This is a genomic window from Bacillus weihaiensis, from assembly GCF_001889165.1.
Lineage (GTDB): Bacteria > Bacillota > Bacilli > Bacillales > Bacillaceae > Metabacillus > Metabacillus weihaiensis.
In genome coordinates this window covers 1,269,870-1,283,332 of sequence record NZ_CP016020.1, presented here as the reverse complement: position 1 = coordinate 1,283,332, position 13,463 = coordinate 1,269,870, and the positions used below count along the sequence as shown (strand labels likewise).

Genomic DNA, 13,463 nt, shown 5'->3' with positions numbered 1-13,463 from the left:
CCAATCGTTCAATCATGTGTTAATGGTAAAACGTTCTGCATGGATTTGCAAGTGGAAGAATAGAGGAATGAAGGGATTAAACAATTGAAAATTCTCTATGGTAAAAAATCCTCAAAAACAGCAGGTATTAAAAAAAGGGAATAGCTTCTCCTACTGAGCCTATTCCCTCTTATCTATGTGAACGTCTTTTCACAGGTCCTAGGTTCCTGATTCGAGACGATGCTCCAATTTCAGTATTAGTTTTAACAAATCGTGTATTTCTATTGGTATTGTTTATTAACAAACATGGGAATAATAGCATGAACTGTTAAATTAGATGGTATCATGATGTAGATTTTTTATTTGTAATCGCTTATACTTATAATGATATAGGAGGGGTAACAATGAACGAATTTGAAAAAAATGTCCAAAGTAAACGTAATGACGCTGTAGATTCTGGTGTAGGTTTTGTTGCTTCATTTGGATTTTTTGCGACGATCTTTATAATAGCAACGGTAATAAAATTAATTGGTTCTTAAAAACTCCAACGTAATCTTACATAGAGACTGCTCAGATAGCAGTCTCTATTTCACTTTTCCTTTGATACTTCATCATATGGAGGATGGGCATGAAACGTTCCTACATCGCCTTTAAATTTATACAATATGGAACCATCTAAGTCAGTTCGTAATAGAGGAATATTTCGAGCAATTAATTTATCAACTACTTCTTGATGCGGATGTTGATAACGGTTTTGATATCCTGCTGAAACAATTGCCAAGGAGGGCAAAGTTACATCCAATAATTCCTCAGAAGTCGACCCTTTACTTCCATGGTGACCTAATTTCAATACATCAATTTTCAGATTCGGAAACGTTTGAAGCATTTTCTTTTCACTTTTGATCTCAGCATCCCCAGTAAACAGCCAAGTTAAGCCACCTATTTTAGATAACAAAACGAGCGAGTCATCATTTTTGCTTTCTGTAAGCACTGAAGGAGAAACCGCATGAAAAGGTAACCCCGTTTCATGCCACACATCACCAGCTTCTAGGACTACTATCTTGATATCTTTTTCTTTGGCTACAGTCAGTATCTCCCTTTCTAAATCTCCTCTTGCAAACTCTTTTGGAATAATTAAATGTTCAATTTTTATCTTATCCATGAGATGTAAGGCCTCACCTATATGATCATAATCACCATGAGTTAGAATAAGTCCTGTAAGTTTTGTGACCCCTATGGATTTCAAGTAAGGCATGGTGATCGAATCAACTAACGAGAACGGTTTACTAGAAATTTGCCAATTTTCCTGTGGGAACGTCACCCTCCCCCCTGTATCAATAAGATACGTCCCATTACGATATGGCATTTTAATAAAAATGGAATCTCCTTGACCAACATCAAGTGTGAGTACTTGACCATTTGGGTTCATAAAAATGGTGAAAAACTGAATGAGACCACACAACAAGAACGGAAGTACCGCTTTTAACAATCCCTTCACGTGAATGTGTGCTTCCATTTCCTTAAATAAATAAAAAAGACCAACTAGATAAATAATGAGAAAAAGAAGTGTAGGACGTCCTGTCGTAATCGTCATAAAAGATAAAGAAGAGACAAAAAGCACAACATGGTGAGAAGATTCTAGAAGGAAATTAAATAAATGGATAAGTGGCGCCCCTAAGGAAGTAGTAAGTTCTACTAAATAAGAAAAAATTGCTAATGGTAAGATAACAAATGAATAAAAAGGAACAAATAACATATTCATGATCAGACTGACAAAAGAAAATTCGTAAAAGTGATAAATCAATAATGGTAATGAACATACCTGTGAAATAAACGAAACCAACAGTAGTCGAATAAGCTGATTTGAACCAGAGGTAATAATCGTGGCGGAAAGTAGTAATCCAAAGCTAACTGCGAAGGATAATTGGAATCCTACTTGAAATAAATAATAGGGATTGACTGCCAACAAAAATAGATAGGTAGCACTAATAACATCTAAAGGAATCTCATCACGCTTTATCAGCTTTAAAGTAAAATATAAGATAACCATAAGAGAGGCTCTTATGACAGATGGCGCTGCTCCTGTCATGATGATGTATAAGGGCAATACACAAATCATAATAAGTTTGGCCTTTTCATGTGTTAATCCAAAATAAATGAATAAAAAATAAATACCACCTACTAATAATCCAACATGTAATCCTGAGATTGCTAGTAAATGAACAATCCCTAACCGCTGATATGCACTTTCTATCTCCTGCTGCAAACTAGATCTTTCTCCAAATAGTAAGGCTTGTACAACACCAATAGATTCTTTAGAATAATGGTTTTCAATAAACTGTAGTCCATTCATCCTTATCCTTAATAAAGAAGTGTACACGTCACCTGAAGATGATTGACAATGATCAATCTGCTCCACATTAAACTTCCAATGGATATGATGGTCATACAAATATTGTTTATAATCAAATGCATGAGGCATTGTTGGAGCTTTAGGTTCTACTAGTTCACCACCTAATAAACATGTATCTCCAGGCTTCAAGGTACGTAGCTTTTCCTTTTCCTCCTTACGATTTATAATATAAGAAGCTATTACCTCTTCCTTTTCCTTTGTTTTCACATTAAAGCGTAAAGAATTTCCATCTAAAGAGGGCATTTCAACAATTGTACTAACAGAGGTAAAATCACCTTTTTTTAATTTTGAATGATTGGTTTGATCAATACATACATAGATTCCAATATAGAGTAAGAACGTCGTGATACAAAGCTTAAATAAGAATCGATTACTTCTTATATAAAGAAAAATAAAATAGAAGCAAGAAAGAAATAGAGCAAATGGATGAAAAGAAAGACGGCAAAGAGTAATTGACAAAGTTGCACTAATTGCTAAAAAAATAACATATCCTCTAATAGCCTTCACCTCTCACTCCCCTTTTGACATCATGGAAGGTTTGCAGCGGAGAAAGAAACCCTTTACGATTTTCCTCCGCTACCTTTCCTACTGCTCAAATAAAGAATTGGCTTTTTCTCTTAATTCATTCTTTTCTTCGTCACTAATGTTAGCTGCAGAAAGTTTAGTAAGTAGATATGATACAAACTCAATCTGTTCTTGATTATTTTGACGGAGAAGATTTTCATCCAGTTCCACATGCTCTACGTTTACACCAGATTGCTCAAAAAGTTCAATTGCATAAGGATGATTCTTATAGTTTACTGCATAATATACTTTTTGAATTCCTGCTTGAATAATTGCCTTACAACACTGCAAACATGGAAAATGAGTCACATAAATTTCCGCTGCTGCTGTCGGAACTCCAAACTTTGCGCACTGAAGAATGGCGTTCATTTCTGCGTGTATTGTTCGTACACAATGGTTATCAATCACATAACACCCTTCATCTGAACAATGTACTCCACCGGCAATTGAGCCATTGTATCCTCCTGCTATAATTCTTTTATCTCTAACAATCGTTGCACCCACTGCTAATCTAGTACACGTACTTCGTAAAGCAAGTAAATGACTTTGTGTCATAAAATATTGATCCCATGAAATCCGACTCACCTTTAACAACCCCCACCAGACATTTTCCTCCATTAGTTTACCGAGAATCCTTTTGTTCCGTCAATTTAATATTACTAGATTATTCATTTGTAAAAGATATTTTTATAAAGAAATGTTAGTCTACTGTAATAAACTCCTTTAGCTTTTCCAAAGATTTGTCACCGATTCCAGACACGTCTAATAGGTCTTCAATTTTTTGAAAAAGACCATTTTGTTCCCGGTGTGTAATAATTGCTTCCGCTTTTGCAGGTCCAATTCCATTTAACGTTTGAAGCTCTTCAGACGTAGCCGTATTTATATTAATTAATTTTTGTTTTTCATCGTCATTTTGAGGTAAAGCTGAGGTTATATATAGATTTTCTGGCTGCTCTCCTTGTTTTGGTATATAAAGCACCATGCCATCTTGAAGAGGAGCAGCTAGATTCACTGCTAATTCATCTGCTTCCTTCGTAAATCCTCCAGCTTTTTCAATGAGATGATGGACACGCTCATTCGCTCCTACCTCATAAACTCCTGGTACCTTAATTTCTCCTTTAATATCGATCACCAATGGTAAAGCTTGTTCTGCATTTGTCTCTTCTTCCCTGCTTTCACCTAGTTCTACATTTCGATCACTACCTTCGTCTATTCCATCAAGTGAGATGATATCTGAAGAGGAATCATTAGGATTGCCTAAAATAAAATAATAGGAACCATAAATAGCCAACCCTAATATACTAATGAAAATAAACAGCCATTTTTTATTTTTAAGAAAATAATTCATACATCCACCTCAATTTATTTGTTTTTAGTGATAATTCCAATCAGCGAAAAATGAACCTATTAAGATAATGACAGGTGTGTGGTTCGTTTAAGTCATAAATAGGAGGTTCTAGGGACTTGGTTATAGCCATACAAGCCGTAAAGACGAGGAGAAACCCTCCTTTTGCGAGCTTACATTTGAACAAGGAAAAAATGGTTACTGAATGAAATGAAACAGATCACCTTTATTTTTTTGCTATTCATAAAAGTATTTCTTACAACATATCGTGTATGAGAGAGCCATAATATAAGGAGGGAAATACCTTGAAAGTTGGTTTTATTGGAACTGGAAACATGGGAAGAATCTTAATTGAATCGTTTATTGAATCAGAGGCTATTAAGCCTTCGTTTATTAATATGACAAATCGAACTCTTGAAAAAGCTGAAGCAATTGAACAACTGTACCCTGAGGTTAACGTACTCAAGTCTGCCGAAGAGGTTGTCACACATTCAGACCTTATTTTCATCTGTGTAAAACCATTAGACATTTATCCACTTTTAAATAATCTCAAACAGCTACTCGAGCCAAGTAAATGTCTCATTTCTATTACTAGTCCGATAAATGTTCATCAGATTGAATCTTTAGTGAGATGTCAAGTAGCAAGGGCGATTCCGAGTATTACCAATAGAGCTTTCTCAGGTGTCTCACTTGTTACGTTTGGAGAATCTTGTCATCTATCGACAAGAAAAGCAATTGAAACTATGTTTGAGAAGATTTCTACACCTGTTCAAATTGAAGAAAATGTAACAAGAGTTGCATCTGATATCGTAAGTTGTGGTCCAGCTTTCTTTAGTTACTTAATACAGAGATTTATTGATAGTGCTGTAGAAGAAACAGATATTACGAAAGAGCAGGCTGTTTTATTAGCAAGTGAAATGCTCGTTGGGATGGGCAACCTGATTGAAACCGAGCTTTATACACTACCGACCCTACAAGAAAAAGTCTGTGTTAAAGGTGGTGTAACCGGAAAAGGAATCAATGTGTTAGAAAATGAAGTCGGAGAAATGTTTAATAAGGTGTTTCAAGTCACACACGAGAAATACTATGAAGATATTGATGAAGTCTCAGAACAATTTAATTCAGTAACAAACAAATAATTCTTTTTTTATTAGAAGATTCCTGCACAAACATAATTATTTTTTTACCATGCTGTGAAAAAGCTTACTATTGAGTTTTTGAACGTCATTGATTAGAGGGAAAGGCATGAGACCTCTTCTAGAAATTGGAGGAGTGCCAGGGGGAGATCTCACGCAGTCAGACAAAGAGGAGACTCCCTAATCGCCATAAGAAGGCGGATGTCTGTAAAAAAAGTGGATTGCACCCACCTATAGGCGACAAGCAAAAGGCGAATAAGAACCGACGGAGCTTTTTGCCAGGCTTATCACTATAGACTTGACGTGCTAGTAGGCAGCAGAATGTCGAAGTACTTATCCGCAATCGATTCATTTTATAATACGCTAAGCAATCAAAAAAAGGCGAGCGAAGGCTCACCTTTTTTCACTTTCTCGCAATAAAGAAAATTCGTTCAGAAGTAGCTGTAGGCTCTTGTTCCAAACTGAAATCTGCACATATATGTACCACTTTAAAGGAGGCAGCTTCTAGCATCTCTTTATACTCATTTATCTGGAACGTTCTTTGAACATGTAGCTCATCAAATCGTTGATATACTTCATCATCCTTCACAAAGAAGGTAAGATCATGCTCTATACTATTCTCTTCCTCACCTAAATAAGAACTCCATATATAGCTAATTTCTTCATCTTGTTCTGCAAACGTGGAATTGGCAAAAATCTCGTGAATTTTATAAACCGAATGAACATCAAAAATAAACAGGCTATCTGAATTCGTATGATCATACACCTGTTTAAATGTTTGTTCTACATCCACTCTCGTTTGCAAATAATTTAACGAATCACAGCAAATAGTGACAACATCAAATGGTTCTTGAAAGCCTGACAGCTCCCTCATATCTTGCTCTACAAACAAAATGTTGACATTGTTATCAATTGCTTTTGCCTGTGCCACAGTTAACATATCTTCACTCAAATCAACACCTGTAACAGATAACTGCTGTTTTGCCAGCCTCACTGCAATCTCACCTGTTCCACAGCCAAGATCTAATACAGACGTAGCTTCTGGATGATAGCGCTCGATGGCAATTCCAATAAATGAAGCCCATTCTTCATAGGGAGCATCCTTCATAAGTTGGTCATAAATAGAGGCAAAACCTTTGTAGATCATTGACTAAGCTCACTAGCAAGATCTTCTATCGGGGCATCTCCCCATAAACGTTCGAGGTTATAGTAGCCTCTTTCATCCTTATGAAAAACATGAGCTACTACATCGCCTAGGTCAATTAAAATCCATCGTGCTTCATCAAAGCCTTCAAGTCGCTTAACAATAAGACCTTGTTCTTCCGCTTTTTCCTTCATTTCTCTTGCTATTGCTTGTACTTGTTTGTCAGAATTACCATGACAAATAAGGAAATAATCTGCAATTAAAGATATCCCCTTCATATTTAAGGCGATAATATCCTCTGCACGTTTACTATCTGCTGCTTTAGCCACTGTTGTTAAAATCTCTCTCTCACTCATTAACAATCACTTCCTCCTTCAAGTATTAACGAATTATATGTTTTAAAAGTATCTGGATAAACAGCCTGATTCTTTTTCAACAAGAACATAATGGTATTTTGCAATGATTTCTGCAATGCTTTATCTAAACTTACCTCTGCTAATTCACGTACTTCCTCCACACCTGGAAAAATACGTCCTGGTTCAATATAGTCTGCTACATAGATAATTCTTTCAAGCAACGTCATATTAGGACGTCCTGAAGTATGGTATTTAATAGCGTTTAAGATATCTTGATCTTTTATACCGACTTCTTTTTTTACTAAATAGGCACCTACAGGGGCATGCCACAATTCACTATTATACTCTAACAGTTTTTTAGGAAATTCCTGATCTTTAATGATTTTCTTCATTTCCTTTTTAGGTCGAAATTTTGCATAATCATGAAAGATCGCAGCTATTTCTGCCTTTTTTTGATCTTCTCCATATTGTTTAGCCAATTGAATGGCCGTTTCCATGACGCCAACCGTATGAAGATAGCGATGTTCTGTTAATTGCTCTGACACAATTTGTAATGCTACATCACGTTCCATATAAATGATTCTCCTCTATATATCTTTTCACTTCTTCTTGTAAAAGATAAGCTGTTGTTTCATTCTTACTAAGTCTCTCTCTTAGCATGGTAGAAGAAACTTCAAACAAAGGAATATCTATTGTCGTAACAGGGTACGGTGATTTTGTTTCATAACCACGTCTGTTTACACCAATAAAGGTAATCATATTTACAAGTTCATCAATTTTATGCCATTTAGATAAATATTCAATCATATCTGCACCGATGATAAAGTAGAATGAATGCTCAGGGAATTCTTCATGTAAAAGTTGCAATGTATCATATGTATATGAAGCGCCATCTCGTTCTAATTCAATAGTACTCACATGGAATGCAGAACAGTCTTTAACAGCAAGCTTTAGCATTTCCAGACGATGTCTGCTGTCCGTAAAATTATCTGCTTGCTTATGTGGCGGTACTTCATTGGGTATAAACCATATTTCAGATAATTGCATTTTATGGAGGACTTCATTTGCAATGAAAAGATGGCCAAGATGAGGAGGATCAAAGGTTCCTCCTAATATTCCAATTTTTTTCATCATTCTCTCCTCTTAGGATCCAGATTAGTTTGGTAATTTCATTTGTTTGTTCTCTTTTGATTCTTTATATAAGACAATTGTACTTCCTATTACTTGAACAAGATCAGCCCCTGTTCCATTTACAATTTCTTCTGCTACAACATTTTTATCTTCCTCACAGTTTTGGAGAACGGATACTTTAATTAATTCTCTAGCTTCTAAAACATCAGTCAGCTGTTGAATCATATTTTCGTTTACTCCACCTTTTCCTACTTGAAAGATTGGGTTTAAATGGTGTGCTTCAGAACGCAAGAAGCGTTTTTGTTTACCTGTTAACATGTTGTTCCTCCTAATTTGTTTATCACGATCTTCGACATTCTCTCGATTGATGGTACTTGATTTGTCCATAATTCAAATGCAAGCGCAGCTTGGTGGACAAACATCCCTACTCCATTATGAACAACTAATCCCAATTCTTTAGCTTCTTCTAAGAAAGCAGTGTGAATAGGGTTATAAATAATATCACTTACGACAGCCCCTCTTTTTGCTTGACGTAAGCTCATAGGCTTTTCATTCCTATTAGGATACATCCCGACTGCTGTTGTCTGTATGATGATATCATAATCTGCTAATTGTTGTTCTGCTTGTGAGATGCCGAATGCATGACTTTTATTTGGAAAAGGACATTCTTTAATTAGCTCTTCTGCCTTGGATACTGTCCGATTACAGAAATCTATATGCATACTGCCTTGATTCGTCAAGGTGAAATAAATGCCTCTAGCTGCACCACCAGCTCCAATAATTAATATTTTTTGATCCTTTAATGGCTTATTTATGATTGATTTTAGGGAGCTAACATATCCATTTCCGTCCGTATTATACCCAATTAACCTACCGTTTAAATGAACCACTGTATTAACTGCTCCCGCAATTTGGGCTGACTCATCTAATTCGTCAAGTAACGGAATAATTGATAGTTTGTGTGGAATTGTCACATTAAACCCTTTAATATTTAGAAGCTTCAAAGCCCTAACAGCCTCTTCTAAATTAGTTGGTAAAACGTGAAATGCCTGATAATAATGTTCTAATTGTAACGCTCTAAAAGCATCATTATGAATATCAGGTGACATTGATTGCTCCACTGGACTTCCTATTAGACCATATAGGTTCCCCATAAACCTCTCTCCTCTACTATCAAATTAACGAATTTCTTAATGTTACATTAACACCTTCAGGAGCATACGCGATGACTTTTTTTCCTGGTTGATTCACTGTAACCCAGCCTAAACCCGAGAAAACGATGTCCGTTTTCGCTTCTTTGATAGTAAATTCATGAGGAATTAATTTAGGAAAGGTTGGTACATCTTCCTTCCTTGGTGGTGAAAGTAACTCACCTGCGTGTTTTTCATATAATTCATCTGCATTTTGTTGTTTAGTTCTGTGGATTTTGAGCTCATTAGGTAAATAACATACAAATGATTCTCTTCCACCGGAAATATAATCTAGCCTAGCAAGTCCACCAAAATAAAGTGTTTGTTCTTCATTTAACTGAAAAACCATTGGCTTTATTTCTTTCTTTGGACTTAGTAGTTTTAAATCTTTTTTATCAACATAATGAGCCATTTGATGGTGATTAATAATACCTGGTGTATCGTATAACGACGCACCATTATCAAGTGGGATCTCAATTAAGTCCAATGTAGTGCCCGGATAGTGAGAAGTGGTGATCACATCATTTACTCCTGCCACCTCTTTAATCATACGATTAATAAAAGTAGATTTCCCTACATTTGTACACCCAACAACATAGACATCCTGGCCATTACGATATTGGTCAATTAGCTCTGCAGCTTCTTTTATCCCATGCCCTTTTGCTGCACTCACTAGACATACATCCACTGGTTTTAGACCTAATTCTTTAGCTTCTCTTTTCATCCAATTAATCAGTTTTTGTTTTTTAACCGATTTAGGAAGAATATCACTTTTATTCCCAATTAAAAGAATTTGATTTCCCTTTACAAAGCGGTGTAATCCTTGAAGCCAGCTCCCATTAAAATCAAAAATATCGACAATTTTAACAATTAAGCCGGGAGATTCCCCAATACCATGTAAAATCTTCAGGAAATCGTCATCTGTTAAAGACACATCCTGAATTTCATTATAGTTCTTTAATCGAAAACAACGTTGACATATTACTTCTTCCTTTGTTAATGCACTTTCAGGAGCATACCCTAATAATTCTTCATTCTCTGTTTGAATGGTTACTCCACAGCCTATACATGAAAATTGCTGTTCTGACACTGTTTTATTCCTCCCATTGAATCATTCCTTTACGTTTTAAGCTATCCAAGATTCTACGTTCAATCATTCGATTAATTCTCGTATAAAAACCGTCTGTCGATGCTACTGGCACAACCAAAATGGTTTTGAAACCATTTCTGTTACCACCTAGTACATCAGTCAATAGCTGATCACCAATCACAACAACATCCTCTTTTTTCAGCTTCATATCTTTAACAGCTTTTAAGAAAGCCTTTCCCATCGGTTTTCTTGCTTTATAGATAAAAGGTATATTTAGCGGTTCTGAAAAAGCCTTTACTCTTGATTCATTATTATTTGATACGATTGTAACCTGCATCCCATAATCTTTTAATTCTTTAAACCACTCTAAAAGCTCAGGTGTTGCGTTAGGTCGATCCCATTCAACTAACGTGTTATCTAAATCTGTAATGATTCCTTTTACTCCACTTTCTTTTAATTGCTTAGGTGAAATATGATAGATACTTTTTACATACTCACCGGGTAAAAATTGTCGTAGCATGAGTTTAAACACCTCATTATCATTTTTTTGCCAACTTACATCATATCGAATTAATACGATGGTTTCAAAACAAACTTATACTATATGAAAAAAAGCTCACATTCATCACAAAAACTTTTCGACAATATCCGACTCTCTTCAACAGTTGTGGATAATATTATACACATTATCCCCCTTGTAGTTATTCACTTTTCCATCGTTATAAACATTATACCCACAGCTTATCCACTTGTAACTGTGGATAACAGAACGGTTGTTCTCTTTTATTATTCATGTTAGATTTAAATTAATAGAAAATAATAACAATAACAAATAAGAAATTACTGCGCTGCTAAATGCGTAAATAACGGTTAGGAGGTGTGAGCCACAAAGTTGGCCTAAACCATGAGAAAACTTTCTGACGAACTGTTAATTGAATCATACTATAAAGCAACTGAAATGAAACTACACGATGATTTTATAGAGCTTATTTCATTAGAAATTAAACGCCGTTCTTTAGGACATGTACTTAAAGCTTCCTCTTAAGCTATAAACCGAGCCTTCTATACGGCTCTTTTTTTGTTTAACTACTTGCCTTGTGCCATTCATCTTACTCCTATTGTTTCCATGGGATGCATTTACTACTCTTTTCCCTACTATGTATCATCTTATAGAGAATGCTATTATACCATTAGTTATCAAGTACCTCTATATAAAAATCACTTGGAAAACCCGACTGTTTCCTTATTTATGACGAAAGGATACCTTCTCCATTTTTAGAGCGCTTTCTTACACCTCTATAAATGGAACTCGAAAGGTAGCTCTTTCGATTTCTAAACATAAGACCCAACATTTAATAAGATCATTTTCATATAAGTTATTGTTTCTGAAAAATGACAAATGACAGAGTCAACTTTTTGTACTAGTTTTTTCTATACTAGGACCGTGACTCTTGTGTTGCTCTCGAACTTCTTCCGTATATATGGAAACTCTTTAAATTCATATTAAATACCCGCAAAGTTTAAGAAAAAGAGAAAAGAAAAAGCAACCCTCACACGAAGGTTACTCATTCATCACAACGTCATCTTCTAAAAGAATTATAATAGTAATATCCTCCACCTAAAACAAGCAATAATATGAAAAGAACAACGATAAACGCAAACCAATATCCATACCCAATGCTTCCATACGTTGGATAATAAGGATAAGGTCCTGGACCATATGGTGAATAACCAGCCACTTCTACTTCCTCCTTATCATCATTTTATTATAGATATATGACTCAATAACTCTCTTCGCTTAGGCTACCCTCACCCATAATAAAAAAATATTTTAGCAAGAATGAGAAGTTCTTGCATTGTACAGACACGAACAAGTTCCCTCTTACATAAGAATGTGTTATAGGCTAACGCCTACATAAAGTTCTAGCGGAGGTGGAGGTATGTCTGGGCTTATATCAGCACTAGGTTTCTTCATAAAAGAATTAGTGTTTTTAGTATCTTATGTTAAAAATAATGCCTTCCCACAACCTTTGTCTGCTTCAGACGAAAAGAAATATTTGCAGCGAATGTCAGAAGGCGATGATTATGCGAGAAACCTTTTAATCGAGCATAACTTAAGGCTCGTTGCACATATTGTTAAGAAATTTGAAAATACTGGGGAAGATTCTGAGGATTTAATCTCAATTGGAACAATTGGTTTAATTAAAGCGATTGAAAGTTACTCACAAGGAAAGGGAACGAAACTTGCTACGTACGCGGCTCGTTGTATAGAAAACGAGATTTTAATGCATTTAAGAGCTTTAAAGAAAACAAAGAAAGATGTTTCCCTTCACGACCCAATTGGTCAAGATAAGGAAGGGAACGAAATTAGTTTAATTGATGTTCTCAAATCAGAAAACGAAGATGTCATTGAAACGATCCAATTAAATATGGAGTTAGAAAAAGTGAAAGAGTATATTGATATACTTGATGGAAGGGAAAAAGAAGTAATTGTTGGCAGATTTGGACTTGATTTAAAGAAGGAAAAGACTCAGAGGGAAATTGCGAAAGAACTAGGCATATCACGTAGCTATGTTTCTAGAATTGAGAAAAGAGCTCTCATGAAAATGTTTCATGAATTTTACAGAGCAGAAAAAGAAAAACGTAATCGAAAAAAAGAGTAGTTTTAAGATGAAGAAGCAAGAGGTTATCGCTTCTATTCTTGATTTTATAAAACGAAAGAGGTTGACTCAAAAGGTTGTTAAATAACGACCTTTTGAGCACCTTTTCTTTATCTTTCGTGTAGAAACAAATAATTAGGCTTTTTTAATGAAAAAAGAGGGATTCCTTCCCCTTATTGGTTTCCATTTTCCTCTTTTTCTTTCGTTCTTTTTATTGTTTTCTGCATTTTTTAAAGTTATGTGCAACGCAAAGAAGCCCCCAGCGTAAGACACTTGACTCCTGCGGGAAGTGAGGAAAGCAAGTGACTGGAGCGCAATGGAACGTCCCGGTTTTTACGTTACCTGAATTAAAAAGATAAAAGTATGAAAAGAGGCTAACCCAAGGTCTAAAATCTAGACTTTTGGGTCAGCCTCTTTTCCATTTATACTTTTTCTTATACTCCATTGCTAACAAT

16 protein-coding genes are annotated in these 13,463 nt (G+C 35.3%); 4 read left to right on the top strand and 12 right to left on the bottom strand.

The features are described 5' to 3' along the window. The first annotated feature begins 383 nt into the window (after positions 1-383). A complete protein-coding gene (locus A9C19_RS06055; protein ID WP_072579108.1) occupies positions 384-518 on the top strand; it encodes a YqzM family protein in 135 nt (44 codons plus the stop codon). A gap of 50 nt (positions 519-568) precedes the next feature. Here the strand turns inward: A9C19_RS06055 and A9C19_RS06050 are convergent, their stop codons facing one another. The 3 genes from A9C19_RS06050 to A9C19_RS06040 form a co-directional block, all read right to left on the bottom strand. Then, positions 569-2,899, bottom strand: coding sequence for a DNA internalization-related competence protein ComEC/Rec2 (locus A9C19_RS06050; protein ID WP_083584298.1), 2,331 nt, complete (start codon positions 2,897-2,899; stop codon positions 569-571). Positions 2,900-2,977: 78 nt separating this feature from the next. Next, positions 2,978-3,541 (bottom strand): ComE operon protein 2, encoded by a 564-nt coding sequence (locus A9C19_RS06045; protein ID WP_072579107.1) that lies wholly within the window; start codon positions 3,539-3,541, stop codon positions 2,978-2,980. Between the two features lie 115 nt (positions 3,542-3,656). Then, entirely contained in the window at positions 3,657-4,304 is a 648-nt protein-coding gene (locus tag A9C19_RS06040; RefSeq protein WP_072579106.1) for a helix-hairpin-helix domain-containing protein, read from the bottom strand. Positions 4,305-4,606: 302 nt separating this feature from the next. On the opposite strand from A9C19_RS06040, the gene comER reads away from it, so the two are divergent. Next, complete coding sequence (comER, locus tag A9C19_RS06035; RefSeq protein WP_072579105.1) at positions 4,607-5,440, top strand: late competence protein ComER; 834 nt, start codon at positions 4,607-4,609, stop codon at positions 5,438-5,440. Positions 5,441-5,840: 400 nt separating this feature from the next. On the opposite strand, the gene A9C19_RS06030 is transcribed toward comER, so the two are convergent. From A9C19_RS06030 to A9C19_RS05995, 8 genes are read right to left on the bottom strand one after another with little or no spacing between them, the layout of a single operon-like run. After that, entirely contained in the window at positions 5,841-6,584 is a 744-nt protein-coding gene (locus A9C19_RS06030) for a class I SAM-dependent DNA methyltransferase (protein WP_072579104.1), read from the bottom strand. Then, a complete protein-coding gene (gene rsfS, locus A9C19_RS06025; protein ID WP_072581764.1) occupies positions 6,581-6,937 on the bottom strand; it encodes a ribosome silencing factor in 357 nt (118 codons plus the stop codon). Before rsfS ends, A9C19_RS06030 begins: the two co-directional genes overlap by 4 nt. Continuing rightward, on the bottom strand, positions 6,937-7,509 hold the full coding sequence (gene yqeK, locus A9C19_RS06020; RefSeq protein ID WP_072579103.1) for a bis(5'-nucleosyl)-tetraphosphatase (symmetrical) YqeK: 573 nt from the start codon (positions 7,507-7,509) through the stop codon (positions 6,937-6,939). Before yqeK ends, rsfS begins: the two co-directional genes overlap by 1 nt. Beyond that, entirely contained in the window at positions 7,499-8,068 is a 570-nt protein-coding gene (locus A9C19_RS06015; protein WP_072579102.1) for a nicotinate-nucleotide adenylyltransferase, read from the bottom strand. Before A9C19_RS06015 ends, yqeK begins: the two co-directional genes overlap by 11 nt. A gap of 24 nt (positions 8,069-8,092) precedes the next feature. Continuing rightward, positions 8,093-8,386 carry a ribosome assembly RNA-binding protein YhbY gene (yhbY, locus tag A9C19_RS06010; protein WP_072579101.1) on the bottom strand — a complete coding sequence of 98 codons (294 nt, stop codon included), beginning with the start codon at positions 8,384-8,386 and terminating at the stop codon, positions 8,093-8,095. After that, positions 8,380-9,222, bottom strand: a complete 843-nt coding sequence (gene aroE, locus A9C19_RS06005; RefSeq protein WP_072579100.1) for a shikimate dehydrogenase — start codon at positions 9,220-9,222, stop codon at positions 8,380-8,382. Before aroE ends, yhbY begins: the two co-directional genes overlap by 7 nt. A 19-nt stretch (positions 9,223-9,241) precedes the next feature. Continuing rightward, positions 9,242-10,348 carry a ribosome biogenesis GTPase YqeH gene (gene yqeH / locus A9C19_RS06000; RefSeq protein ID WP_072579099.1) on the bottom strand — a complete coding sequence of 369 codons (1,107 nt, stop codon included), beginning with the start codon at positions 10,346-10,348 and terminating at the stop codon, positions 9,242-9,244. 4 nt (positions 10,349-10,352) lie between these two features. Further along, positions 10,353-10,868 (bottom strand): YqeG family HAD IIIA-type phosphatase, encoded by a 516-nt coding sequence (locus A9C19_RS05995; RefSeq protein WP_072579098.1) that lies wholly within the window; start codon positions 10,866-10,868, stop codon positions 10,353-10,355. 384 nt (positions 10,869-11,252) lie between these two features. Between A9C19_RS05995 and sda the strand changes: the two genes are divergently transcribed. Next, on the top strand, positions 11,253-11,393 hold the full coding sequence (sda, locus tag A9C19_RS05990) for a sporulation histidine kinase inhibitor Sda (protein ID WP_072579097.1): 141 nt from the start codon (positions 11,253-11,255) through the stop codon (positions 11,391-11,393). Positions 11,394-11,928: 535 nt separating this feature from the next. Here the strand turns inward: sda and A9C19_RS21470 are convergent. After that, a complete protein-coding gene (locus A9C19_RS21470; RefSeq protein ID WP_145925780.1) occupies positions 11,929-12,087 on the bottom strand; it encodes a sporulation protein YjcZ in 159 nt (52 codons plus the stop codon). A 201-nt stretch (positions 12,088-12,288) separates the two neighbouring features. On the opposite strand from A9C19_RS21470, the gene sigK reads away from it, so the two are divergent. After that, positions 12,289-13,011, top strand: coding sequence for an RNA polymerase sporulation sigma factor SigK (gene sigK, locus A9C19_RS05985; protein WP_072579096.1), 723 nt, complete (start codon positions 12,289-12,291; stop codon positions 13,009-13,011). The last annotated feature ends 452 nt before the right edge of the window (positions 13,012-13,463 follow it).

Excerpts from the sequence above, each read along its gene's own strand:
- A9C19_RS05995 (WP_072579098.1), bottom strand. The coding sequence starts at position 10,868 with ATGCTACGACAATTTTTACCCGGTGAGTATGTAAAAAGTATCTATCAT.
- yhbY (WP_072579101.1), bottom strand. The coding sequence starts at position 8,386 with ATGTTAACAGGTAAACAAAAACGCTTCTTGCGTTCTGAAGCACACCAT.
- A9C19_RS06055 (WP_072579108.1), top strand. The coding sequence starts at position 384 with ATGAACGAATTTGAAAAAAATGTCCAAAGTAAACGTAATGACGCTGTA.
- yqeK (WP_072579103.1), bottom strand. The coding sequence starts at position 7,509 with ATGGAACGTGATGTAGCATTACAAATTGTGTCAGAGCAATTAACAGAA.
- A9C19_RS06015 (WP_072579102.1), bottom strand. The coding sequence starts at position 8,068 with ATGAAAAAAATTGGAATATTAGGAGGAACCTTTGATCCTCCTCATCTT.
- A9C19_RS06030 (WP_072579104.1), bottom strand. The coding sequence starts at position 6,584 with ATGATCTACAAAGGTTTTGCCTCTATTTATGACCAACTTATGAAGGAT.
- aroE (WP_072579100.1), bottom strand. The coding sequence starts at position 9,222 with ATGGGGAACCTATATGGTCTAATAGGAAGTCCAGTGGAGCAATCAATG.
- A9C19_RS06040 (WP_072579106.1), bottom strand. The coding sequence starts at position 4,304 with ATGAATTATTTTCTTAAAAATAAAAAATGGCTGTTTATTTTCATTAGT.
- rsfS (WP_072581764.1), bottom strand. The coding sequence starts at position 6,937 with ATGAGTGAGAGAGAGATTTTAACAACAGTGGCTAAAGCAGCAGATAGT.
- sda (WP_072579097.1), top strand. The coding sequence starts at position 11,253 with ATGAGAAAACTTTCTGACGAACTGTTAATTGAATCATACTATAAAGCA.
- sigK (WP_072579096.1), top strand. The coding sequence starts at position 12,289 with ATGTCTGGGCTTATATCAGCACTAGGTTTCTTCATAAAAGAATTAGTG.